Source organism: Catellatospora sp. KI3 (assembly GCF_029948125.1).
GTDB lineage: Bacteria > Actinomycetota > Actinomycetes > Mycobacteriales > Micromonosporaceae > Catellatospora.
Genome location: NZ_JASAMB010000002.1, coordinates 483,233 through 506,698, shown reverse-complemented (window position 1 = coordinate 506,698; position 23,466 = coordinate 483,233). Strand labels below are relative to the sequence as shown.

At 71.5% G+C, this 23,466-nt stretch carries 20 protein-coding genes and 1 other RNA gene; 8 read left to right on the top strand and 13 right to left on the bottom strand.

The annotated features are described in order from the left end of the window. Nucleotides 1-77 precede the first annotated feature (77 nt). Together QEZ54_RS06145 and QEZ54_RS06140 are read left to right on the top strand one after the other, a co-directional pair. Entirely contained in the window at nt 78-2,051 is a 1,974-nt protein-coding gene (locus tag QEZ54_RS06145) for a sensor histidine kinase (RefSeq protein ID WP_281303561.1), read from the top strand. Further along, nucleotides 2,003-2,659 carry a response regulator transcription factor gene (locus QEZ54_RS06140; protein WP_281303464.1) on the top strand — a complete coding sequence of 219 codons (657 nt, stop codon included), beginning with the start codon at nt 2,003-2,005 and terminating at the stop codon, nt 2,657-2,659. The genes QEZ54_RS06145 and QEZ54_RS06140 overlap by 49 nt, the downstream gene beginning before the upstream one ends. Before the next feature lie 57 nt (nt 2,660-2,716). Here the strand turns inward: QEZ54_RS06140 and ssrA are convergent. The 8 genes from ssrA to prfB all read right to left on the bottom strand — a co-directional run bounded on the left by ssrA (nt 2,717) and on the right by prfB (nt 10,465). Next, nucleotides 2,717-3,089, bottom strand: a transfer-messenger RNA (tmRNA) gene (gene ssrA, locus QEZ54_RS06135). Nucleotides 3,090-3,172: 83 nt separating this feature from the next. Next, nucleotides 3,173-4,342, bottom strand: coding sequence for an SRPBCC domain-containing protein (locus QEZ54_RS06130; protein WP_281303463.1), 1,170 nt, complete (start codon nt 4,340-4,342; stop codon nt 3,173-3,175). A 135-nt stretch (nt 4,343-4,477) separates the two neighbouring features. Continuing rightward, nucleotides 4,478-5,263 (bottom strand): cellulose binding domain-containing protein, encoded by a 786-nt coding sequence (locus QEZ54_RS06125; protein ID WP_281303462.1) that lies wholly within the window; start codon nt 5,261-5,263, stop codon nt 4,478-4,480. Nucleotides 5,264-5,359: 96 nt separating this feature from the next. Then, nucleotides 5,360-5,836 carry an SsrA-binding protein SmpB gene (smpB, locus tag QEZ54_RS06120; RefSeq protein ID WP_281303461.1) on the bottom strand — a complete coding sequence of 159 codons (477 nt, stop codon included), beginning with the start codon at nt 5,834-5,836 and terminating at the stop codon, nt 5,360-5,362. A gap of 195 nt (nt 5,837-6,031) precedes the next feature. Then, the gene (locus QEZ54_RS06115) at nt 6,032-7,276 is read right to left on the bottom strand and encodes a M23 family metallopeptidase (RefSeq protein ID WP_281303460.1); all 1,245 of its coding nucleotides are present in this window, start codon (nt 7,274-7,276) and stop codon (nt 6,032-6,034) included. Nucleotides 7,277-7,428: 152 nt separating this feature from the next. After that, the gene (gene ftsX, locus QEZ54_RS06110; RefSeq protein WP_281303459.1) at nt 7,429-8,310 is read right to left on the bottom strand and encodes a permease-like cell division protein FtsX; all 882 of its coding nucleotides are present in this window, start codon (nt 8,308-8,310) and stop codon (nt 7,429-7,431) included. A 77-nt stretch (nt 8,311-8,387) separates the two neighbouring features. Beyond that, nucleotides 8,388-9,068, bottom strand: a complete 681-nt coding sequence (ftsE, locus tag QEZ54_RS06105; protein WP_203689272.1) for a cell division ATP-binding protein FtsE — start codon at nt 9,066-9,068, stop codon at nt 8,388-8,390. A 284-nt stretch (nt 9,069-9,352) separates the two neighbouring features. Further along, the gene (gene prfB, locus QEZ54_RS06100; protein ID WP_281303458.1) at nt 9,353-10,465 is read right to left on the bottom strand and encodes a peptide chain release factor 2; all 1,113 of its coding nucleotides are present in this window, start codon (nt 10,463-10,465) and stop codon (nt 9,353-9,355) included. A 189-nt stretch (nt 10,466-10,654) separates the two neighbouring features. On the opposite strand from prfB, the gene QEZ54_RS06095 reads away from it, so the two are divergent. The 3 genes from QEZ54_RS06095 to QEZ54_RS06085 are packed head-to-tail and all read left to right on the top strand — an operon-like array spanning nt 10,655 to nt 14,091. Next, nucleotides 10,655-11,809 (top strand): ROK family transcriptional regulator, encoded by a 1,155-nt coding sequence (locus QEZ54_RS06095; RefSeq protein ID WP_281303457.1) that lies wholly within the window; start codon nt 10,655-10,657, stop codon nt 11,807-11,809. A 27-nt stretch (nt 11,810-11,836) separates the two neighbouring features. Continuing rightward, the gene (locus QEZ54_RS06090) at nt 11,837-13,096 is read left to right on the top strand and encodes a 6-phospho-beta-glucosidase (RefSeq protein WP_281303456.1); all 1,260 of its coding nucleotides are present in this window, start codon (nt 11,837-11,839) and stop codon (nt 13,094-13,096) included. Beyond that, entirely contained in the window at nt 13,093-14,091 is a 999-nt protein-coding gene (locus QEZ54_RS06085) for a BadF/BadG/BcrA/BcrD ATPase family protein (protein WP_281303455.1), read from the top strand. Before QEZ54_RS06090 ends, QEZ54_RS06085 begins: the two co-directional genes overlap by 4 nt. Here QEZ54_RS06085 and QEZ54_RS06080 read toward each other — a convergent pair. The 3 genes from QEZ54_RS06080 to pruA form a co-directional block, all read right to left on the bottom strand. Continuing rightward, nucleotides 14,084-14,599 (bottom strand): PadR family transcriptional regulator, encoded by a 516-nt coding sequence (locus QEZ54_RS06080; protein WP_217394897.1) that lies wholly within the window; start codon nt 14,597-14,599, stop codon nt 14,084-14,086. The genes QEZ54_RS06085 and QEZ54_RS06080 overlap by 8 nt on opposite strands. A 301-nt stretch (nt 14,600-14,900) precedes the next feature. After that, nucleotides 14,901-15,692: a tryptophan 2,3-dioxygenase family protein gene (locus tag QEZ54_RS06075; protein WP_281303454.1), complete on the bottom strand. Its 792-nt coding sequence runs from the start codon at nt 15,690-15,692 to the stop codon at nt 14,901-14,903. Between the two features lie 85 nt (nt 15,693-15,777). Next, entirely contained in the window at nt 15,778-17,424 is a 1,647-nt protein-coding gene (gene pruA, locus QEZ54_RS06070) for an L-glutamate gamma-semialdehyde dehydrogenase (protein WP_281303453.1), read from the bottom strand. 278 nt (nt 17,425-17,702) lie between these two features. Between pruA and QEZ54_RS06065 the strand changes: the two genes are divergently transcribed. Next, complete coding sequence (locus QEZ54_RS06065) at nt 17,703-18,671, top strand: hypothetical protein (protein ID WP_281303452.1); 969 nt, start codon at nt 17,703-17,705, stop codon at nt 18,669-18,671. 188 nt (nt 18,672-18,859) lie between these two features. Here QEZ54_RS06065 and QEZ54_RS06060 read toward each other — a convergent pair whose 3' ends face one another. Then, entirely contained in the window at nt 18,860-19,372 is a 513-nt protein-coding gene (locus QEZ54_RS06060) for a hypothetical protein (RefSeq protein ID WP_281303451.1), read from the bottom strand. A 143-nt stretch (nt 19,373-19,515) separates the two neighbouring features. Here QEZ54_RS06060 and QEZ54_RS06055 point away from each other — a divergent pair, with 143 nt between their 5' ends. Both QEZ54_RS06055 and QEZ54_RS06050 read left to right on the top strand, forming a co-directional pair. Then, entirely contained in the window at nt 19,516-19,749 is a 234-nt protein-coding gene (locus QEZ54_RS06055; protein WP_281303450.1) for a helix-turn-helix domain-containing protein, read from the top strand. 95 nt (nt 19,750-19,844) lie between these two features. Further along, nucleotides 19,845-20,363, top strand: coding sequence for an Rv3235 family protein (locus QEZ54_RS06050; RefSeq protein ID WP_281303449.1), 519 nt, complete (start codon nt 19,845-19,847; stop codon nt 20,361-20,363). A 197-nt stretch (nt 20,364-20,560) separates the two neighbouring features. Here the strand turns inward: QEZ54_RS06050 and secA are convergent, their stop codons facing one another. Next, on the bottom strand, nt 20,561-23,401 hold the full coding sequence (secA, locus tag QEZ54_RS06045) for a preprotein translocase subunit SecA (protein ID WP_281303448.1): 2,841 nt from the start codon (nt 23,399-23,401) through the stop codon (nt 20,561-20,563). Nucleotides 23,402-23,466 lie beyond the last annotated feature (65 nt).

The window sequence follows — 23,466 nt, the reverse complement described above, 5'->3', positions numbered from 1 at the left end:
TGGGGCCAGCACCACCCCTGAGACGGGTCGCACGGGCACTGTGCGCGGGGCGCGGCGGCGGCCAGACTGGCCGGGTGATGAGACAGCGTGCGGCCGTACACGGGATGGCGGTGCTGCGCGGCCTGCAGCTGGCGGGCCTGGCCGCGGCCGGGCTGGTCGTGCTGATCGGACAGCTGGCCGCGTTCGTGCCCGGGTTCGGACTGGGCATGATCTTCCTGCTGCCCGGCCCGATCCTGCTGGCACGCCGCTTCACCGGGTACGCCCGCACCCGCCTGGACCGCTGGACCGGCGTGGCCGCCCCCGCCGACTACGTACCCGAGCCGCCGCCCCCGCAGCGGCAGCCCGACGGCTACTACCGGCACGACCGGCAGCTCTTCCGGGGGCCGCGACTGCCCCGGTTCCTGGGGCGGCTGGAGTGGGTCCTGGGCGACATGGCCACCTTCCGCGACCTGCGCTGGCAGCTGCTGAACCCGGTCACCGGCGGGCTGCTCGCGCTGCTGCCGGCGGGGCTGGTCGCGGCGGGCCCGGTGCTGCTGTGGCGCGGGCTGCCCAGCTGGGCCGCGGTGCCGGGCGTGGAGCGCGGCGTCGCCGCGGGCATGCTCGGCTGCCTGGCGCTGCTCCTCGGCCCGGTGCTCGCCCCGACCGCGGTGCGCGCCTCCGGGTACGTCAGCCGTGCGCTGCTCACCCGGGGCGGGCGGGTGCGGCAGCTGCTGGGCGATCGGGCCAAGGGCTGGTTCCAGCGGCAGGGGCTGTCCGGGACGCGGGTGCTGGCGCTACTCGGGTTGAGCCTGCTCGGGCTGCCGATGCTGGCGCTGACCGCGCTCGGCCTGCTGCTCGGCTACGGGCTGGGCCTGATCTTCTTGATCTCCCCCGCGCTGAGTTGCATGCGCTGGCTGGCGAACTGGCGGCGGCACCTGGCCGGGGCCTGGTCGGACGTGCCCGTCCCGGTGCCCTACCTGCCCCGCCCGCAGCTGGCACGGCAGGCCGACGGCATGTACCAGGTCGGCAAGCACCTGTACCGGACCGAGCAGGTGGCCTGGTTCCACCAGCGGCTGCTGTGGCTCACCCACGACCGCGCCACCTGGCGTGACATCCTCTGGCTGCAGACCGACCCGCTCGTCGCGCTGCTGCTGCTCGTCCCGCCGACGCTGATGGTGGTGTACGGCATCTGGGGCCTGGCCATGCCGCGCCTGTGGATGACACTGCTGCCCATCCCCGAGTACGGGAACGCCTGGTACGGCAGCCTCGGCGGCTCAGCCGCCGCGGCGATCCCGGTGGGCCTGCTGCTGGCGTGGCTCGGCGGGCGGCTGTCCCCGCTGGTGCTGCGCCTGCACGGCCGCTGGACCGCGCTGCTGCTCGCCCCGACCAGGGGCGCCGTACTGGCCCAGCGGGTGGCCCGGCTCACCGAGAGCCGCGCCGACGCGGTCGACGCGCAGGCGGCCGAGCTGCGCCGGATCGAGCGCGACCTGCACGACGGGGCCCAGGCCCGCCTGGTCGCCCTGGGCATGACGCTCGGCGCGGTCGAGCAGCTCGTCGACACCGATCCGGCCGCCGCCAAGGCGCTGCTCGCCCGGGGCCGCGAGTCGGCCCAGACGGCCCTGCGCGAGCTGCGCGAACTCGTCCGCGGCATCTACCCGCCGGTGCTCGCCGAGCGCGGCCTGGCCGACGCGGTACGCGCGCTGGCGCTAGACACCCCGCTGCCGGTGACCGTCACCGCCGACCTGCCGGGGCGGCTCAGCGCACCGCTGGAGTCCGCCGCGTACTTCGCCGTCGCCGAGGCGCTGACCAACGCGGTCCGCCACGCCGGGGCGAGCACGGTCGCCGTCGACCTGGCCGCCGGCACCGTGCTGCGGATCACGGTCGCCGACGACGGCGCGGGCGGTGCCGAGCCCGGCCTCGGCAGCGGGCTGCGCGGCATCGAACGCCGCCTCGGTATGTTCGACGGCGTCCTCACCGTCGACAGCCCGCCCGGCGGCCCCACCCGGCTCACCATGGAGATCCCATGCGCGTCGTCCTCGCCGAGGACCTCTACCTCCTCCGAGAGGGTCTGATCCAGCTGCTGCAGGCGCACGGGGCGACCGTGGTCGCCGCCGTCGAGACCGGCCCCGAGCTGCTGGCCGCGCTGACCACGCACCGGCCTGACGTGGCCGTGGTCGACGTCCGGCTGCCGCCCACGCACACCGACGAGGGGCTGCGCGCCGCGCTGGCGGCCCGCCGCGAGATCCCCGGGCTGCCGGTGCTGGTGCTGTCGCAGCACGTCGAGCAGCTGTACGCGCGGGAGCTGCTGGCCGACGGCTCCGGCGGCATCGGGTACCTGCTCAAGGACCGGGTGCTCAACGCCGAGCAGTTCCTGGACGCGGTACGCCGGGTCGCCGCCGGCGGCACCGCGATGGACCCGGACGTGATCGCGCGGCTGATGTCGGGCGGCCGCGCGAAGGCGCCGGTGGCGGCGCTGACCGCCCGCGAGCGCGAGGTGCTCGGGCTGATGGCCGAGGGCCGCTCCAACACCGCCATCGCCCGGGCCCTGTTCGTCTCCGAGGGGGCGGTCGGCAAGCACATCGCGAGCATCTTCACCAAGCTCGACCTGGCCCAGTCCGACGACGACAACCGCCGTGTCCTGGCGGTCCTGGCCTACCTCGACGACGCCCGGCCGCAGTGACGCGGCGGACGGGCAACGGCAGAGGCCGGTGCCACCTTGCGGTGGCACCGGCCTCTTCGGTGGAGGTGCCGGGAATCGAACCCGGGTCCATCGCCGCATTGCCAGGGCTTCTCCGAGCGCAGCTCACTATGTCTCTACTCGGCCCCACCGATCACATGAGCAAGACGGTGTGACGGGCCCAGTCGCGATTGATCTCGCCTTGGCAGCCCCGCGACGGGGCCATCTCGGCCAGCCCATTAGCTGATGCCGGTGACCAGGCCATGGGCACTCCTGGACCGACAGACTAGCTACTTATCTCAGGCGACAAGTGCGTAGTCAGCGCGCTTAGCGTTGGCGCTTATACGTTTCCGACGACGATTTTCGAGACGACGTCGGCTTCCTCGGCTCGCTTCTCCTGCCTCAACGTACGATGTCGAAACCTGTCACCCCCGCGTGGTGGTGCGCACGGCGACGTCCGCCGCGTGCCCCAAGCCTAACGCGCACCGCAGGCCCTGTCATTCCGGTATCCCCGTGTCAGTACCTGGTGCACGCGAATCCGTTGATCGTGCAGCCCTTCGCCGCCTGACCGACCGCCAGCAGCGCCGGGAACCGGATCGAGAAGGTGAGGTCGGCCCCGGGGGCGAGGCTGCGCACGGCGGCCACCGGCACGATCGTCACCTGCGTGCCCGACTGCGTCGACTGCACCTTTCCCGTGCTGCGGTTCTCGACCGCGCGGTCGGCGGGCATGGTGAGCACCACGGTCCACCCGTCCGCCGCCAGCGTGCCGGGGTTGTGCACGGTCACCTCGGTGTCGAAGCCGCCCAGCCCGAGCAGCGCGACCGTCTTGTACGCGGCCGTCACCTGCGCGTTCGGACCGGCGGTGACGGTCGCCTCGGGCACGGGGGTGCCGCTGGCCGGGAGCGCGGACGGTGAGGCGGAGGCGCCGGCCGCGGGGCTGCCCGGGGCCGGGGCGGCGGTGGGGCCGGCGGTGGCCGCGGGGGTCGAGCCCGGCTGGACGCCGACGCCCAGGCCGTACCGCTCGTCGCCGACCGCGACCGGCTCGCCGCCACCGCCGCTGTTGCCGATCAGCACGGCCACCGCCGTGCTGGCCAGCACCACCAGGACCGCGGCGCCGACCAGCGAGAGCAGGCGCAGGCGCCGGTTGGACGCGGGCGGCTCGACCGGCAGGCCCGCCGGGCTGACCGGCGGGCGCGCCGGGGCGACCGGGTCGCGGCGGCGCGGGATGGCGGTGTGCAGATCGGCTACGACGCCGCCGAGGTCGACCTCGCCGGAGGCCAGCCGGTCCAGCGCGGCGGGCAGCCGCTCGCCGAACAGCAGCTGGTATGTCCGGCGCAGCTCGCGGCGGCGCCGCGTCCCGTCGACCCCGAAGAAGCCGGTCTGCACCACGGTCAGCCGGCAGCCGCCGTCGGTGTCGGCCAGCGTCCAGATCATCTCGGTATGGGTGTGGTCGTCGCGCCAGTGCATCGCCAGCCGTTCGGCCTCCACCGCCGCCTCCACGTCGGCGTCGAAGGCCGACGCCAGCCCGAGCAGCCCCGGCGGCGGGAACGCGCGGTAGGTGTGGCCCGGCACGGCGGCCAGGTCGGTGGGCATGAACCACTCGCTGAGCAGGCGCGCGTCGGTGAGCGCCCGCCACACCCGAGACCGCGGGTGGGCCAGGTCCACATCGATGCTCAGCTCAGTCACGCTCCGACTATAGGGTCGTCACGATGGTCGCCACAGCCCCCGATCGGCGGCCCTCGGACACCTGTAGGCCATCCGCACGGCACCCCCGCACGCTGCGGGAATCGGGGCGGCCGAGACAGCCCTCGTCAGCTCTCGTCAGGGCGCGCTCACGCAGGTGCCGCCCTCGACCGCGCACGAGACCAGCGCGAAGTCGTCGCCGGTGCCGCTGCGCAGCCCGGTCATGCCGAACGTGGTGTACCCGCCGGGGGCGAGCTTGCCGTACGACGCCAGCGGCGCGAAGACCCATACGTTCTCCGGCGCCGTGCTCGCCGCCGTCGACCACACCGCCCAGTTCTGGTTGTCGGTGCCGGCCGGGAACTGCACCCGGACCCGCCAGTCGACCGGCGCGCTGCCGTTGTTCCGGACCGTCACCTCGAGCTTGAACCCCTTCCACCACGGGTCCAGCCGGTACGTCACCGCCAGGGCCGCGGTCTGGCCGGGCCCGCCGGGACTGCCCGCGCCCGGGGCCTCCACCGGCGCCGCACCGGACGGCGACACGCTGACCACCGGCGCCGCCGAGGCGCTGGCGCCGACCGACGGACCGGCCCCGCTCGACGGTGAAGCGGACGGCGCACCCGGCGCCTGGGTCCGGAGTGTGGGCAGCGGGCTGGGTGTGACCACCCCGAACCCGTCGACGAAGCCGGCGCCGCCCGAGGCGGACGGACCGGTCATCGGGAACTCCGCCACGGGGTCGCCGGACGGCCGGACCAGCGCCCAGGCGGCCGCGCCGGAGACCAGCAGCGCCGCGGTTGCCAGGCCGATGATGACCGGTTGGCGGCCGGACCGGGGGCGGGCGCCGCGCCGCTGGCCGCGGCCCGACTCCTCGACGGTCGGCGGCAGCAGCGTGGTGTCGTCGTCCTCGCGAAGCCGATGCTTGCTCACGTCCGGCGACGCTACCGCCCCACCGCCAGTGCCACGATCAGCTATCCGACCCAATCCGATCGGTCACCACGCCACCGGCCGGTGACCGGGCGACAGTCAGGCGCGGCCCTTGATCCGGCGGCCGAGTTCCCGGCTGATCTCGCGGTTGGCATCGCGCTTGGCGATGTCCTGGCGCTTGTCGTACTCCTTCTTGCCCTTGGCCAGGCCCAGCTCGACCTTGGCCCAGCCGTCCTTGAAGTACATGGACAGGGGCACCAGGGTCAGGCCGCCCACGCGCGTCTTGGTGATCAGACGCACGATCTCCTTGTGGTTGAGCAGGAGCTTGCGGGTGCGCCGGGGGGCGTGGTTGGTCCAGGTGCCCATCACGTACTCGGGGATGTGCAGCTGGTGCAGGTAAAGCTCGCCGTCGCGCTCCTGGCCGAACGCGTCGACCAGCGAGGCGCGGCCCAGCCGCAGCGACTTCACCTCGGTGCCCATCAGCTGGAGGCCGGCCTCGACGGTCTCGAGGATGGTGTAGTCGTGGTACGCCTTGCGGTTGGACGCGATGACCTTGCGTCCCTGCTCCCGCGGCATGACGACCCCTCTCCTCGATCACCAGTGGCCCGACAAGGATACCGAGCGCCCTCGCGGACAGCGATCGAGATACCGGCTTCCGTCCGCCGACGGTTGCCGTGAAGGAGCGTGACATCGCGCGGCGATGTAGCGACGCGCGGCTGCCACCGGCTTTCGGGACGGAAGCCCGCGCCCGCGGAGGCGGGCGCCGACAGCTCAGCACAGGCAGCCTGGGAGCCAGTTCAAGGGTTGGATCGGCTCGCCGTCGCGGCGTACCTCGAAGTGCAGGTGGTTGCCGGTGGAGGCGCCGGTGGTGCCGACGCGGCCGATGAGCTGGCCGCCGCGCACCTTCTGCCCCACCGAGACCAGGATCTTGGACTGGTGCCCGTAGCAGGTGGAGATCACCTGCCCGTCCCTGCGGCCGTGGGTGATGCAGGTGTAGTTGCCGTAGCCGCCGTTCCAGCCCGCCGCCGCCACCGTGCCGCCCGCCGCCGCGTAGATCGCCTGGCCGCCGTCGGCGGCGATGTCGACCCCGGCGTGCAGCTGCCAGGTGTGGTAGTACGGGTCGAAGCGCATGCCGTAGTCGCTGGACTTCCAGCCCCGGGTGGGCATGAGCAGCCTGGCGCCGGCCCGCAGCACCGGCACGAACTGGCCGTACTGCTCCTGCCAGGCCCGCAGCTGCGCGGCGATCTCCTCGCTCTGCTGCTTGACCTCCTCGTACCGGCGCTGCACGTCCGCCTTCTCCGCCTCGGCCGCCGCGAGCGCCTTCTCCCGGCGCCCGGACAGGTCGCGCAGGTCGCGCTCGGCCCGCTCGGCCTCGGCGCGGGCGTCCTGCGCCTCCTGCAGCGTCGCCTGCGCGACCCGGTTGGCCTCCTCGGCGGTACGGCGCCGCAGCTCCGCCTCGTTGGTGACCTGCTTGGCGTCGCGGCGGGCCAGCATGTAGCCGTCGATCGCGTCCTTGCGCATCTCGCCGAGCTGGCGGATCAGGCCGCCCCGGATCAGGAACTCCTGCGGCCGGGTGGCGGCCAGCAGCAGGTTGAACTCGGCCAGGTTGGCGCCGTGCATGGTGGCGACGGCGAACCGCGCCATCCGGTCACGACCGTCGCGCACCTGCCGCACGGACTCCTGGTACCGCTGGTCGGTGAGCTGCCAGGCGGCGGTGGCCGCGTCGGCCCGGCGCTGGGCGGTGGCGGCCTTCGTCTCGGCGACGACCACCGCCGTCCTCGCCTTGGCGATGCGCTCCTGGGCGGCGGGCAGCGCCGCGTTGGTCTCGGCGAGCTGCCGGGCCGCGGTGCGTGCCTGCTCGGACACCGACTCCAGCAGCGCGCCGGTCCTGGCCAGCTCCTTGTCGACGCGCTTCATGTCGTCGCTGGGATCCTCGGGCGCGGCGAAGGCGGGCAGCCCGGTCAGCACCAGTGCCACGGCGCACAGCAGCACCGGTACGAGTCGACGCCAACCCACGGCACCCCCTGCGTCTCGACTGAAAAACACCCTACTGCGCAGGTAAAGGGCGTATAGCCATAAAAACGCATGATTAGTACGCGGAGTGATAAAAAACCGGCCCGCCCGGGAGCTGACTCCCGTGGCGGGCCGGTTCTCGGCGCGGTCCGCGACTAGACGCGGATGTAGAAGCGCAGGGTGACCCAGGCGGTGACGGCGCTGACGATCGAGCCGATGCCGGCCAGGATCGGCAGCATCAGGTTGACGTTGCCCCAGCTCACCGGGAGCAGCAGGTCGGTCAGGGCGGCCAGCTTGTTGTCGATCAGCACGATCTTGCCGATCACCAGCATGCCGTAGGCCAGGATCGAGCCGAGCACGGCGGCGAAGACCGCCTCCAGCACGAACGGCGCCTGGATGAACCAGTTCGACGCGCCGACCAGCTTCATCACGGCGACCTCGCGGCGCTTGCTGTACGCGGCGACCTGGATGGTGTTGGCGACGAGCAGCAGCGCGGCGATGCCCATGGCACCCGCGACGACCAGCGACATGGTCTGGATCGAGCCCAGGATGTCGAAGATCTTCTGCAGCAGCTTCTGCTGGTCCACCACGTTGTCGACACCGTCGAGGCCGGCGTACTTCGTGTTGATCTGCTCGAACTGCTGCGGGTCGTTCAGGCTGACCCGGAACGAGGCGGGCAGCTCGGTCGGGCCGATCGCGGCGACCAGGTCGGGGGTGTCGCGGAACTGCTCCTTGAAGTTCTCGTACGCCTTCGCCTGGTCCTCGTAGATGACGCCGTCGCGCTTGACCAGCGGGTCACTGTCGAGCTGGGCCTTGATCGCCGCGATCTTGTCCTCGGTGATGTCCTTGTCGAGGTAGATGGAGACCTCGACCTGCTCGTAGTAGTGCGCCTTCATCTCGTCGACCTGCAGGTACATCAGCAGGCTGGCGCCGAGCATGGTCAGCGACACGATCATGGTGATGATCATGGCGACCGTCATCGTGACGTTGCGCCACAGCCCGACCAGCACCTCGGCCAGCACATACTTCGCACGCATCGGGGGGATTCCTCCGGTAAATACGGTCAGATCGTCAGGACAGGCAGCGGGCGGGCCGGGGGACGGCCCGCGGCCGATCAGCCGTAGACGCCTCGGGCCTGGTCACGAACGATCCGGCCGCCCTCGATCTCGATGACGCGGCGGCGCATCTGGTTCACGATGTTGGAGTCATGGGTGACCATGACGACGGTGGTGCCGGTCCGGTTGATCCGGTCGAGCAACCGCATGATCTCGATGGAGGTGTCCGGGTCGAGGTTACCGGTGGGCTCGTCCGCGAGCAGGATCAGCGGACGGTTCACGAACGCCCGCGCGACCGCGACACGCTGCTGCTCGCCACCGGAGAGCTCGTGCGGGTAGCGGTGCTCCTTGCCGCCCAGGCCGACCAGCTCCAGCACCTCGGGCACGACCCGGCGCGCGACCGCCTTGGACTTGCCGATGACCTCGAGGGCGAACGCCACGTTCTCGTACGCCGTCTTGTTCGGCAGGAGGCGGAAGTCCTGGAACACGCAGCCGATGGAGCGACGGAAGCTGGGGATCTTCCAGGAGCGCATCGAGCTGATCTCTTTGCCGTTCACGAAGACCTTGCCCTTGTTGGGCTTGATCTCGTGCAGCATCAGCTTCACGATGCTTGATTTGCCGGAGCCGGACGGACCGATGAAGAAGACGAAGTCGCCCTTCTCGATCGAGACCGACACGTCGTCCAGTGAGGGCCGGGACGCCTTCGGGTAGGTCTTGGTCACGTGCTCAAGTCGAATCACGGGCGAGAGTCTACGCGGTGTTGCGGCTTCGCCAAGTCCGGCGTGGCTCGCTTGACGGTATTGCCGTGAATGTTCCTGGAAAATTCCGTGATCGGCTCGTGATCAACGCTTACGGTGAGTAGTCGATTGACCCGTCTGGACGATGGTGCGCACTCGTGCGGGGTGGTCCCCCGGACGCGCCGGTCCGCACCTGGCATCGACGCTGGCCTATCCAGAGGACGGGATTCCGAAATCCGTCTTCTTGATAGGCCAGCGTCGATTTAAAGCCGGTGGTGCGGGGGCGGTCAGGCCGCCTCGAGCTGGCGCTGCTTGCGCCAGCGGATGCCCGCCTCCACGAAGCTGTCGATCTCCCCGTCGAACACCGCCGTCGGGTTCCCCGTCTCGAACTCGGTCCGCAGGTCCTTGACCATCTGGTACGGGTGCAGCACGTACGACCGCATCTGGTCGCCCCACGACCCCGCCGCGTCGGTCTTCAGCCCGTCCATCTTCGCCTTCTCCTCCGAGCGCTTGCGCTCGAGCAGCCGCGCCTGGAGCACCCGCATCGCGGAGGCCTTGTTCTGCAGCTGGGACTTCTCGTTCTGGCAGGACACCACGATCCCGGTCGGGATGTGCGTGATCCGCACCGCCGAGTCGGTCGTGTTGACGCTCTGCCCGCCCGGACCGCTGGAGCGGAAGACGTCCACCCGCATCTCGTTCTCGGGGATGTCGATGTGGTCGGTCTGCTCCACCACCGGCAGCACCTCGACCCCGGCGAAGCTGGTCTGGCGCCGCCCCTGGTTGTCGAACGGGCTGATGCGGACCAGCCGGTGCGTGCCCGACTCCACGCTGAGCGTGCCGTACGCGTAGGGCACCTTGACGGCGAAGGTCGCCGACTTCAGGCCCGCCTCCTCCGCGTACGAGGTGTCGTAGACCTCGGTCGGGTAGCCGTGCCGCTCGGCCCAGCGCAGGTACATGCGCAGCAGCATCTCGGCGAAGTCGGCCGCGTCCACGCCGCCGGCGCCGGCCCGGATGGCGACCAGCGCCTCGCGGGAGTCGTACTCGCCGGAGAGCAGGGTGCGCACCTCCAGCTCCTCGACCGCCTTCGCGAGTGCGACCAGCTCGGTGCCGACCTCGGCCAGCGAGCCCGCGTCGCCCTCGGCCTGCGCCAGCTCCAGCAGCACCTCGGCGTCGTCGATCCGGCCGCGCAGCCGCTCCAGCCGCCCGATCTCGCCGTTGACGTAGGACAGCCGCGACGTGACGTCCTGCGCCTTGGCCTGGTCGTCCCACAGGTCGGGCGCCGAAGCCTCCTGCTCGAGCTGCTCCTTGTCCCGGCGCAGCCGGTTGATGTCGAGCACGGACTCGATGTTGCGCATGGTCGCGTCGAGGGACTTGAGCTGATCGGCGTAGTCGGCAGTCACACGACAAGACTAGTAGGGACCGCCACCGATAACCGCCCGAGGCCCGCCGCTCGGGACCGCGCTTGACAACGGGCCAGGCAACCAAGATAGTAAAGTTGGTTGCCAATTATGAACGTTGTTTCACCGATCAGTGAACCCAGGGGGCGGGTCGTGTCACGGCTGGCTGGATCGTCGAAACTGCTACGCGCCATGAACGAGAGTGCCACGCTGGCACTGCTGCTCGATCGGGGCACCCTCACCCGCGGCGAACTGCGGGAACTGACCGGCCTGTCCAAGCCCACCACCTCGGACGTGCTGCGCACGCTCACCGAGGCGGGGCTGGCCGTGGTCGTCGGGCACACCAGCGGCGGGCCCGGCCCCAACGCCGAGGTGTACGCGGTCAACCCGAGCGCCGCCGTGGTCGCGGCCATCTCGGTGCGCGACACCACCGAGACCGCGCACGCGCCCTACGACGCGGCGCTGTGCGACCTCACCGGAGCGGTGCTGGCCCAGGCCGAGTTCACCCAGGAGCAGCTCGCCCCGGCCGCCGACGACCCGGTCGACACGGTGCGGCTGATCCTGGCCGACCTGTGCGCCACCGCCGGACTCACCCTGGACCGGCTCACCCACCTGCAGCTGGGCGTGCCGGGGTCGTACCACCCGGGCACCGACACGATCCGGCACATCGACCTCACCGGCTGGCAGCGGCCGGGCCTGGTCGGCGACCTCGCCACCCGGCTCGATCTGACCGTGACCGCCGAGAACGACGTCAACCTGGCCGCCATCGCCGAGCGCCACCGCGGCGCGGGCAAGGGCACCGACAGCTTCGTGCTGCTGTGGTTCGGCGCGGGCCTGGGCTGCGCCATCGACCTCGGCCCATCGCTGCTGCGCGGCGCGACCGGCGGCGCCGGCGAGATCGGGTACGTCCCGGTCGGCCTCGGCGGCCAGCCCCGCGACATGCAGGAGCTGGTCGGCGGCCCGGCCGTGCTCGCGCTCGCGGCGACGTACGGCATCACGGGGCCGACGGCCGAGGACGCGGTCGCCGCCGCCGTGGCCGACCCCGGTGCCGACGCGGCGGGCTTCCTGCGGGCGCTGGCGGACCGGATCGCGGTGGCGCTGGCGGCGGTGGCCGCGCTGCTGGACCCGCCGCTGGTGGTGCTCGCCGGGGAGGTGGCCCAGGCCGGCGGGGACACGCTGCGCGACCTGGTCGTCGAGGCGTTCCACCGGGACACCCCGCTGCGCACTCCGGTGGCGGTGACCGCGCTGGCCGACGACGCGGTGCTGCTGGGCGCCGCGGACGCCGGGCTGCGCGCGGTGCGCGAAGCCCTCATCGACTCGCTGCGCTACGCGCTGACCCCGGCCTGACCCGCACCACACCCCACGGAGAACCACATGAAGATCGCAGTCGTGGGTGGAGGCTCCACCTACACCCCCGAGCTGGTCGACGGGTTCGCCCGCCTCGCCGGCAGCCTCGACGTCACCGAGCTGGCGCTGGTCGACCCGGCCGCCGACCGGCTCGACGTGATCGGGCCGTACGCGCGGCGGCTGATGGCCCACCACGGCCACCCGGGCAAGCTGACCTGGACCGCCGACCTGGACGCGGGGCTGAGCGGCGCCGACGTGGTGGTGCTCCAGCTGCGCGTCGGCGGGCAGGCCGCCCGGATCAGCGACGAGACGTTCCCGCTGGACTGCGGGTGCGTCGGGCAGGAGACCACCGGCGCGGGCGGCCTGGCCAAGGCGCTGCGTACGGTGCCGGTCGTGCTCGACATCGCCGAGCGCGCCGCCCGGCTGGCCAACCCGGGCGCCTGGATCGTCGACTTCACCAACCCGGTCGGCATCGTCACCCGGGCGCTGCTGGACGCCGGCCACAGGGCGGTCGGCCTGTGCAACGTGGCGATCGGCTTCCAGCGGCGCTTCGCCGCGCTGCTGGGCGTGGACCCGGCGCAGGTCACCCTGGACCACGTCGGTCTGAACCACCTGACCTGGGAGCGCGCCGCGTTCGTCGACGGCGTCGACCGGCTGCCCGAGCTGCTGCGCGACCACCTGCCCGCGCTGGCCGACCAGGTGCAGCTGCCCGCCGACCTGCTCGCCCGCCTGGGCAGCGTCCCGTCGTACTACCTGCGCTACTTCTACGCCCACGACCTGGTCGTACGCGAGGAGCGCGGCGCGCCGACCCGGGGCGAGAAGGTGGCCGCCATGGAGTCCCAGCTGCTCACCATGTACGCCGACCCGGCCCTTTCCACCAAGCCCGAGCTGCTGTCGCAGCGCGGCGGCGCGTTCTACTCCGAAGCCGCGGTCGGCCTGATCACCTCGCTGGTCACCGGCGACGGCGCGACCCACGCGGTGGACCTGCGCAACAACGGCAACCTGCCGTTCCTGCCCGACGAGGCGGTGATCGAGGTGAGCGCCCGGGTGGACCGCGACGGCGCGGTGCCGCTGGCGGCGCCCCCGGTGTCCCCGCTGATCTCGGGGCTGATCTCCGGCGTAGCGGCGTACGAGGAGCTGGCCGTCCGGGCGGCCGTGCACGGCGGCCGGGACCGGGTCTACGACGCGCTGCTGGCCCACCCGCTGGTCGGGCAGTACGAGCAGGCCGAGGCGCTGACCGACAAGCTGCTGGCCGCCAACTCCGCGCACCTGGCGTGGGCCCGATGAACTCCACCGAGCTGTTCCTGGCCGTCGACGGCGGCAACTCCAAGACCGACGTGGTGCTGGCCGACACCGACGGCCGCGTGCACGGCTTCGTGCGCGGCCCCGGCTCGTCCCCGCAGACCCTCGGCGTCGACGCGGCGGTGAAGCTCGTCGACGGGCTGGTGTCGGCGGCGCTGCGGGCGGCCGAGATGCCGCCGACGGTGCCGGTCGCCCGCGCCGAGGTGTACCTGTCCGGGGTCGACCTGCCGATCGAGGTCGACGTGGCGGCGGCGGCGATCGCGGCGACCGGCTGGGCCGAGTCGTACCGGGTGGACAACGACACGTTCGCGCTGATGCGCGCGGGCACCGACAGCCCCGACGCGGTGGCGGTGGTGTGCGGCGCGGGCATCAACTGCGTGGGCCGGGCCGCCGACGGGCGTACCGCGCGCTTCCCCGCGCTCGGCATGATCGCCGGGGACTGGGGCGGCGGCCAGCACCTGGCGTCGCTGGCGATGTGGCACGCCGCGCGGGGCGAGGACGGACGGGGCCCGGCGACGGCGCTGGCCGGGGCGGTGGCCGCGCACTTCGGGCGGGGCACCGTGCTGGAGGTGATCGCCGGGGTGCACCTGGGCGAGCTGCCCTCGGCGCGGCTGGACAGCCTGAGCGAGGTGCTGTTCGCGGTGGCGGCCGCCGGTGACGGGGTGGCCCGGCGGGTGGTGGCCCGGCAGGCGTCGGAGATCACGGCCATGGTGACCGTGGCCGCGGACCGGCTCGGCCTGCGCGACCTGCCGTATGAGGTGGTCCTCGGCGGCGGGGTGCTGCGGGCCGGTCACGCGCTGCTCAACGACGCGGTCTACGAAGGGGTGAAGGCCCACTCGTCGGCTGTTCGGCTCGCCGTGGTGGCTGCGCCGCCGGTGGTGGGAGCGGGCCTCTTCGCCCTGGATGCGCTGGGTGCGACGTCTGCTGCCGCGGCCGGGCTGCGCGCGGCGCTGGCGACGGCGCGACCTCAGCTCACTTAGCGATCGCGCTCTTCAGCCAGTTCAGTGCCGCCTTGTGGTAGGCGACGGCGAACTCCAGCCCGGCCGCGGTGAACTCGTCGCCTTCCTTCTTCGCCTCCTTGGCCTGCTCGCGGGCTTCCGCCAGGGCCTCGGTGTGGTGGGTGTTGGCGCTGTTGAGCAGCGAGTCGAACTGGTTGGTCGCGTGCGTGGATCCGAACGCGACACGCAGCGCGTACGGGTTGCGCACCAGCTCGCGGCCGGGCTCCTCGTTCAGCCAGCGGGCGAAGGCCCGCTTGCCCGACGCGGTGATCGCGTAGGGCTGGCTGGCCCGCGGGCCGGGCTTGCCGAGCTTGACGTAGCCGAGCTCGGCGAGGACCGGCAGCTCGCGGTAGACCTGGGACCGGGTCATGGACCAGTACGGGCTGAGTCTGCGCTCGGCCGCGGCCATGAGTTGGCCACCGGTCATCGGGCCATCGTGCAGCAGACCGAGCACGGCCGCCGCAGTAGCGTTGATTCCTACCTCTGCCATGTCTCAACGCTGCCACTTCAGCGGCCTTCTGTCCAGGATATCGCTCATACACAGTGGACTGTTCCCGCCGGACAGTCCAGCTTCGACTGTCTGATCAGACAGTAATATGTCCGTTTCCTGCCTCAGACTGCCTGCCTGGCGGGATCGCGCAAAAGCCGCATATTTCTTCGGCGTGTCGATCTTGTCGGACTGCCGACGCCTTGTGCGTGATCTTCCCTGATTTCGCGCCGCGAGATCCGACTAATCGGACATATTCTCGCACGTAGCGTATCGGGGTCACTTCGCAGGGTGGCCCGCCCCGTCAGAGGGTGGCGCGCAGCGCCCACAGGTCCGGATAGAACCTGAAATCAATTCGTGACCTGAGGTACGGCGCCCCCGCCGAGCCGCCCGTGCCCGGTTTAGTGCCTATCTGCCGTTCTGCCATCAACACGTGCCGTGCGCGCCACAGCGCCCACGCCTGATCGTGCGCGAGCAGCGCCTCGGCCACGTCCCACAGCGCCCCGTAGCGCTCCCGGTCGTGCGCGACGGCCGACAGCGAGGCGAGCCGCTCGTCCGGTGTGTCCACCGCGAAGCCGTGCGCGGTCAGCAGGGCGAGGAAGCCGTCCCACAGGCTCGGCTCGGCCAGCCGGGCCCGCAGCCGCCGCTCCTCGGCGGGCTCCAGGTTGCGCAGCCGACGCACGAAACCGGGGTGCTTGAGCCCGGAGAGGAACTCGATCTCCCGGAACTGGACCGATTGGAAGCCTGAGGCGGATGCGAGGTTTGTCCGGAATGCCAGGAAGTCCTGCGGAGTCATCGTGTCGATCACGTCGACCTGCTGCATCAGCAGCCGCTCGATCACCTGGCAGCGCTCCAGCCGCACCCGGGGCAGGTAGGCCTCCCCGGCCAGCAGGTGGTCGCGCGCGTCGGCCAGCTCGTGCAGCAGCAGCTGGAACCACAGCTCGTACACCTGGTGGATGGTTATGAAGAGCAGCTCGTCGTGGGCCGGCGGGTCCGATTCGGGCCGCTGCTGGTCGAGCAGCTCCGCGATGCGCAGGTACCGCCCGTAGGTGAGCCGCCCGCCCTGCTCGCCGAAGCTGCGCGCCTCCCCGGTCACCCGCCAACGGTAGCCTTCATCCGATTTGTCCGGCCAACACCACGCCGCACCCGCCCAGCGGGCGGGTGCGGCGCGTCGGCGCCGGTCAGGCGCGCGGGTTGTCGGTGTCCATGTGCGGGTACCGGTGGTCCTTCGGCGGCACGAAGGTCTCCTTGATGGTCCGCGGCGACATCCAGCGGACCAGGTTGTGCCAGGAGCCCGCCTTGTCGTTGGTGCCCGAGGCGCGGCCGCCGCCGAAGGGCTGCTGGCCCACCACGGCACCGGTCGGCTTGTCGTTGAGGTAGAAGTTGCCCGCCGCGAAGCGCAGCTCCTTGGCCATCCACTCCAGCGCCCGGCGGTCCTGGGCGAAGACCGCACCCGTCAGCGCGTACGGCGCGACGCTCTCGGCCTGGCGGACCACGGCCTCGAAGTCGGCGTCGTCGAAGACGTGCACGGCCAGGATCGGCCCGAAGTACTCGGTGGTGAAGATCTCGTTGGTCGGGTCGTCGCAGACGATGACCGTCGGCGAGACGAAGAAGCCCTCGCTGTCGTCCACGGTGCCGCCCGCGATGATCTCGCAGGACTCCGACGCCCTGGCCTTCTCGATCGCCGCCGCGTGCCGCGCGAACGCCCGCCCGTCGATCACGGCCCCGCCGAAGTTGCCGAAGTCGTTGACGTCGCCGTAGGTCAGCGACCGCGTGTCGGCCACGAGCTGGTCGCGCACGCCCGCCTCCCACAGCGAGCGCGGCACGTACGCCCGCGAGGCGGCCGAGCACTTCTGCCCCTGGTACTCGAACGCGCCCCGCACCAGCGCGGTCACCAGCGCGTCCGGGTCGGCCGACATGTGCGCGACCACGAAGTCCTTGCCGCCGGTCTCGCCGACGATGCGCGGGTACGACCGGTACCCGGCGATGTTGTCGCCGACCTGCTTCCACAGGTGCTGGAACACCTTGGTCGAGCCGGTGAAGTGGATGCCGGCCAGGTCCGGGTCGGCCAGGGCGACGTCGGAGACGGCCAGACCGTCGCCGGTGACCATGTTGATCACGCCCGGGGGCAGGCCCGCCTCCTCGAACAGCCGCATCACGTAGTGCGCCGCGAACTGCTGGGTGTGCGCAGGCTTCCACACGACGGTGTTGCCCATCAGCGCCGGGGTCGCCGGCAGGTTGCCCGCGATCGCGGTGAAGTTGAACGGGGTGATCGCGTAGACGAAGCCCTCCAGCGGGCGGTGGTCGAACCGGTTCCACACCCCGGGCGAGGAGACCGGCTGCTCGGCCAGCAGCTTGCGCCCGAACAGCACGTTGAAGCGCAGGAAGTCGATCAGCTCGCAGGCCGAGTCGATCTCGGCCTGCTGGACGGTCTTGGACTGGCCCAGCATGGTGGCGCCGTTGAGGGTGTCGCGCCACGGCCCGGCGAGCAGATCGGCGGCCTTGAGGAAGACCGCCGCGCGGTCGTCGAACGACATATCACGCCAAAGAGGGGCGGCTTTCTTGGCGGCCGTCACCGCCGCCACCGCATCGGCGTTGGTGGCATTGTGGGTGACTCCCAGCACATGCGAGTGCTTGTGCGGCTGGACGACGTCGATCGCCTGGCCGCCACCCATACGCTGCTGCCCGTCGATGGTCATCGTCAGGTCGACCCGGTCGGCGGCCAGCTCCTTCAGCCGCTTGGTCAGGCTGGCCCGCTCCTTGGAGCCGGGGGCGTACGTCTTCACCGGCTCGTTGTGCGGGTCGGGCACCAGGGATACGGCGTCCATCGATGGCTCCTTCGATCGGAAGGTATGTCAGCAACGTTTGCATACTCGCATGCAAAGCATGTCCGTGACATCGGGCGAGCGTTGCCATGTGATCCGTTCCACGTGGCCGGGCCAGCCCTCCCGGTCCACGATACCCACCCTTCCGGCATGGCTAGGCTAGGTCGCCAGAGCACCCCGACCCCCCTCGCCTGCCGTCCCAGGCCCTCGCGACCAGGACCCGCCGCGGCGGCGTGCACCACGGCCGCGACCGGCCCTCCGCCGCCCGTCAGGAGACCACGATGACCGAGCCAGCGATCGCCACGTCAGACCCCGTCGACACCCCCGCCCCGGCCCAGCGGCGGGGCACTCCGGCCGCGCCCGCCCCGGCCGCCCCGGTGGCGCCCGCGCCGACCTGGCTCGCCTTCTCCGCGCTGGCCTGGCTGCTGCTCTCGCTGCTGGTCAACCGGACCGCGTTCACGCCCGGCAGCATGGACTTCAACCTCGCGCTGGCCGCCGTCGCGCTGCCCGGCCTGGTCCAGGCCAGCCTGGTCGCCGGCGTGGCCGTCTCCCTGTTCACCACCGGCTGGCTGGACGCCCACGGCAAGGCCCCGTCCACCGGCGTACGGTTCGCCGCCGGCATCGGCGCGGGCCTGTTCGCCGGCGCCGTGGCCACCTCCGCCGCGCTGCTGGTCTTCGGCGTCCCCGCCGGAGCGGGCGGGGTGCTGGCGCTCACCGTCGGCCTCGCGGGCGCCCTCGGCGGCGCGCTCGGCGCCTGGAGCAGCCGCCCGCTGCTGCGCGCCGGGGTCATCGCCGCCCTGTCCGTCATGGTCCTGGCGTTCGTCGCGCACCGCTTCGCCGACCCGCTGCTGCGCTTCTTCGGCGACGACGGCACCCCCGCCGGGCGGTACGCCGCCAACGGCTGGGTCGCGTTCACCCTGTCCCTGGTCTCCGGCATCACCGCCGGGCTGCTCGCCTTCTGGCGCCTGCGGGCGCTGTCGCGCCAGGCCGGACAAGCGCCCCGCTGGCCGGTCTACCTGCTCGCGGGCGGCGCGGCCGGGCTCATGCTGGCCGTCGCCGAGCTGTTCACCCGCCTCGGCGCGCCGTGGCTGCTCAGCATGGCGAGTACAGACATGACCGGGGACCAGCTGTTCGAGCACATGGCGGCGGATTCGCGGCTGAACACCTGCCTGGTGGTGTTCTTCGTGGGCGCCATCACGGCGATGGTCGCGTACGGCCGCACCCTCCCGAAGGTCACCCCCGACGCCTGACCCGCCCACCCGGCGCGCCCCAGCGGCGGCCCGAGCCCCGACCGCCCCGACCGCCCCGACCGCCCCGACTTGGCATTGACGCTGGCCTATCTAGAGCACGGATCATGGAAAATGGTCCACTAGATAGGCCAGCGTCAATTTAAGGGCGGGGCGGGCGGGGGCAGGTGACGCGGGTCCGGGCGGTGTGGTCAGGAGGCGAGGAGGTCGGTGAGTTCCTCGGGGGCGTACCAGAGGAGGTCCAGGTCCTCGGCGGAGTCGACGGTGAACTGGGCGTCGGGGTCGCCGCCCGCGGCCCGCTCGACCACCTCCGCGGCCGCCGCCACGACCGGCTCCGCCTCCCGCTCGTCCACGTGGAACGCGGCGATCGCCGACCGGCGGACCGCGTCGCGCAGCCGCACCGCGCTGGTGCCGAGTTCGCGGCTGTCGGCGCTCACCTGGTCGGCGGGCACGTCGACGGAGACCACCACCCGGCGTCGCGGGGCGCCCGGATCGTCGCGCAGCAGACGCAGGGCGTCCTGGGCGGCGCGCAGGAAGGCCACGTACTCCAGCTCCTCCTCGTCGCCCTCGGCGTACCACTCGCGCAGGGCGGGGGTCACCGCGTGGGCGGCGACGGGCGGGCGGCCGAACTCCCCCGACTCCGCCAGGGCCGCCACCAGCGGCACGGTCGCGGGCAGATAGACCCGTACGAGTTCTGCCGCCACGGCGGTCACCTCCGGCTCGTCCGACCTGTCGGGGACAGTCTCGCATGTCCGGCACCGGGCACACCGTCAGCCGCCATCCGATGGCAAACTGAAGCAAGCTGAAGCATCAGACCCCTGACGCAGACCCTCGGGAGAACTCCGCCATGAACCAGCCGCAGCCGCGCTTCCTCACCCTGGAGCAGGTCGCCGAGGAGCTGAGCACGTCGGCGGCGCAGATCTACGCGCTCGTGCGCCGCGGCGAACTGCCCGCGATCAGGCTCGGCGGCCGTGGTCAGTGGCGGGTGGAGCGCGCCCGGCTGGAGGAGTTCATCGGCAAGCTCTACGACGAGGCGCAGCAGTACGTCAAGGACAACCCCCTGTCCGGCGGCGAGGACTGAGAGTTATCCACAGGCATTGACCGCGCCCCATTCGTAGCCAGAGAATTTCAAACGGAGGCAAACTCAAGCAAACTCAAGATTCAGGTGGTGAACCCATGACGGTGCTAGCGTCGCCGCCCGCCGTTGCGCCGGGCGCGGTCCGCATCCACCGCGCGCCGCTGCTCGACCCGCCGTTCGACGACGAACTGCGCCCCACCACCTACCGGCCGGTCCGGTCCGAACCGCGCGAGGTGATCCCGCCCGAGGCGATCGCCGGGGCCTCGCCCGAGTGCCACACCACCGCGCTGCGCTTCCTCAACCTGTGCCTGGAGCTGTTCAACGGGTTCCGCTCCCCCAGCCAGCTGCGCCCGCTGCTGCGCGTCACCGAGGCCAACGAGGTGCTCGACGAGCTGACCCGGGCGCTGCGCCGCCTGACCAAGATGCGGCTGGCCCGGCGCAACGCCACCGCGCGCACCCCCGTGCGCCGTCGTCAGCTGCGCACCTGCGAGCCCCGGCCCGGCGTCGCCGAGGTCGCCGCCGTGCTCAGCGACGGCCACAGCACCTGGTCCATCGCGTACCGGCTGGAGCGCGACGGCACCACCTGGCGCTGCACCGCCCTCACCGTCCTGCTCTGACCCGCCGCCCTCCGGCACACTGCCCCGACCCGGCTCCCGGGGCGGACGCCTGCCCGCACGGCACCAGGCGGCGGCCGTTCCGGGTCGCACCACCACTGGAGGGGAGAGTGCGGCGCGCACGGCAGGGGTAGCCGGGCGCCGCACAGAAAGACGGGAGGACCGCCACCCAGGCGGTCCTCCCGTTCTTCGTGCGGTGCTTACTCGGCAGAGCCGTGGCAGCGCTTGTACTTCTTGCCCGAGCCGCAGGGGCAGGGCGAGTTGCGGGACGCCGGGGCGGCCACCGCGCCGCGGCCGCCGCGCGGGGACGGGCGGCGGTCGCCGTTGTTGTTGTTGCCGATGCCCAGGGCGGGAGCCTGCTGCACCTGCGGCGCGCCGGCGCCCGCGGCACCGTCGATCGTCGGCGAGGTGTACTGCAGGCCGCGGCTCTGCTGCTGGCGCTGCAGACCACGGGCCTTGATCTCGACGTGGGAGTCGGAGTCGGGCAGCGGCACGCCCTCCTGCTGGGCCGGGGCGTGCTCGTGCTCGACCTGGACCTCCAGGTTGAACAGGAAGCCGACCGCCTCCTCCTTGATGCCCTCCATCATCTGGGCGAACATGTCGAAGCCCTCGCGCTGGTACTCCACCAGCGGGTCGCGCTGGGCGTACGCGCGCAGGCCGACACCCTCCTGGAGGTAGTCCATCTCGTACAGGTGCTCACGCCACTTGCGGTCGATGACCGCCAGCAGCACCTGGCGCTCCAGCTCGCGCGTCGCCTCCGGGCCGAGCTGCTGCTCGCGGCGCTCGTACGCCTCGTGCGCGTCCTGCTTGAGCCGCTCGCGCAGGAAGTCGGCGTCGAAGGTGTTGCGCGTGCCGCCGGCCTCCTCCTCGAGCTCGTCGATCGTGATGCCGACCGGGTAGAGCTGCCTGAGGTTGGTCCACAGCTGGTCGAGGTCCCAGTCGTCGGCGTACTCCTTGCCGGTGCCGACGGTGCCGCCGTCCACGTACGCCCCGACCACGTCGTCGATCATGCTCTGGACCTGGTCGTTCAGGTCCTCGCCGTCGAGCACGCGCTTGCGCTCGGCGTAGATCACCTGGCGCTGCTTGTTCATGACCTCGTCGTACTTGAGCACGTTCTTGCGGATCTCGGCGTTCTGCGCCTCGATCTGCGTCTGCGCGCTGCGGATCTGCCGGGTCACCATCTTGGACTCGATCGGCACGTCCTCCGGGATGTTGAAGCGGTCCATGACCGCCTCCACCGCGCCGGAGCGGAAGCGCCGCATCAGGTCGTCCTGCAGCGACAGGTAGAACCGCGACTCGCCCGGGTCGCCCTGGCGGCCGGAGCGGCCGCGCAGCTGGTTGTCGATCCGGCGGGACTCGTGGCGCTCGGTGCCGAGCACGTACAGGCCGCCCGCGGCCTGGACCTCGACGGCCTCTTCCTTGCAGGCCTCCTCCCAGCGCGGAAGGATCTCCTCGTACGCCTTGTGGTAGTCGTCGCCGTGCTCCTCCTCGGTGAGCCCGCGCTGGCGCAGCTCCGCCGCGGCCAGGAACTCCGGGTTACCGCCGAGCAGGATGTCGGTACCGCGGCCGGCCATGTTCGTGGCGACCGTGACGCCGCCCTTGCGGCCGGCCTGCGCGACGATCTCCGCCTCGCGGGCGTGGTACTTGGCGTTGAGGACCGAGTGCGGGATGCCCTTGCGGCGCAGCAGCTGCGACAGGATCTCGGAGTTCTCCACCGACACCGTGCCGACCAGCACCGGCTGGCCGGTGGCGTGGCGCTCGGCGATGTCCTCGACCACGGCCTGGAACTTGGCCTTCTCGGTCTTGTAGATGACGTCCGACTTGTCCTGGCGGACCATCGCGCGGTGCGTCGGCATGGTCACCACGCCGACGTTGTAGACCTTGTTGAACTCGCCCGCCTCGGTCTGCGCGGTACCGGTCATGCCCGAGAGCTTCTCGTACATGCGGAAGTAGTTCTGCAGGGTGACCGTCGCCAGGGTCTGGTTCTCCTGCTTGATCTCGACGCCTTCCTTGGCCTCGATCGCCTGGTGCATGCCCTCGTTGTAGCGGCGGCCGTGCAGGATGCGACCGGTGAACTCGTCGACGATCAGGACCTCGCCCTCGGCGACGATGTAGTCCTTGTCGCGCTTGTAGAGCTCCTTGGCCTTGATGGCGTTGTTCAGGTAACCGACGAGCGGGGTGTTGACCGACTCGTACAGGTTGTCGATGCCCAGGCGGTCCTCGACGCGGGAGACGCCGCGCTCGGTGACGGCGATGGTGCGCTTGGACTCGTCGACCTCGTAGTCGCCGGAGCCGTCCTTGCCGCGCTCCAGCCGGGCGACGACCTGCGCGAACTCGCCGTACCACCGCTGCGACTGCTCGGCCGGGCCGGAGATGATCAGCGGCGTGCGCGCCTCGTCGATGAGGATCGAGTCCACCTCGTCGACGATGGCGAAGTTGTGGCCGCGCTGGACCATGTCCGCGCCGGACCACGCCATGTTGTCGCGCAGGTAGTCGAAGCCGAACTCGTTGTTCGTGCCGTAGGTGATGTCGCACTCGTACGCCGCGCGGTGCTCGGCGGCGGGGCGGTTGGGCAGCACCACGCCGACGGTCAGGCCGAGGAACCGGTGCACCCGGCCCATCCACTCGGCGTCGCGCTGGGCCAGGTAGTCGTTCACGGTGATGACGTGGACGCCGTTGCCCGACAGCGCGTTGAGGTACGCCGGAAGGGTCGACACCAGGGTCTTGCCCTCACCGGTCTTCATCTCGGCGATGTTGCCGAAGTGCAGCGCGGCGCCGCCCATGATCTGGACGTCGTAGTGCCGCTTGTGCAGCACCCGCTTGGCCGCCTCTCGCACCGTGGCGAAAGCCTCCGGGAGCAGGTCGTCCAGGGTCTCCCCGTCGGCCAGACGCTCACGGTACTGGTCGGTCAGCGCCCGCAGTTCGGCGTCGGTGAGGTCGGTGTAGTTCTCCTCGATGGAGTTGACCGCCACAGCGATGGCCTTCAACCGACGAAGCATGCGCCCTTCGCCGGCACGCAGGATCTTCTCGAAAATCGACACGGGTGTTCAACGCTCCCTAGACAGTCTGCCGACCCATCGTAGGCGCATCGGACACGGAATCGTCA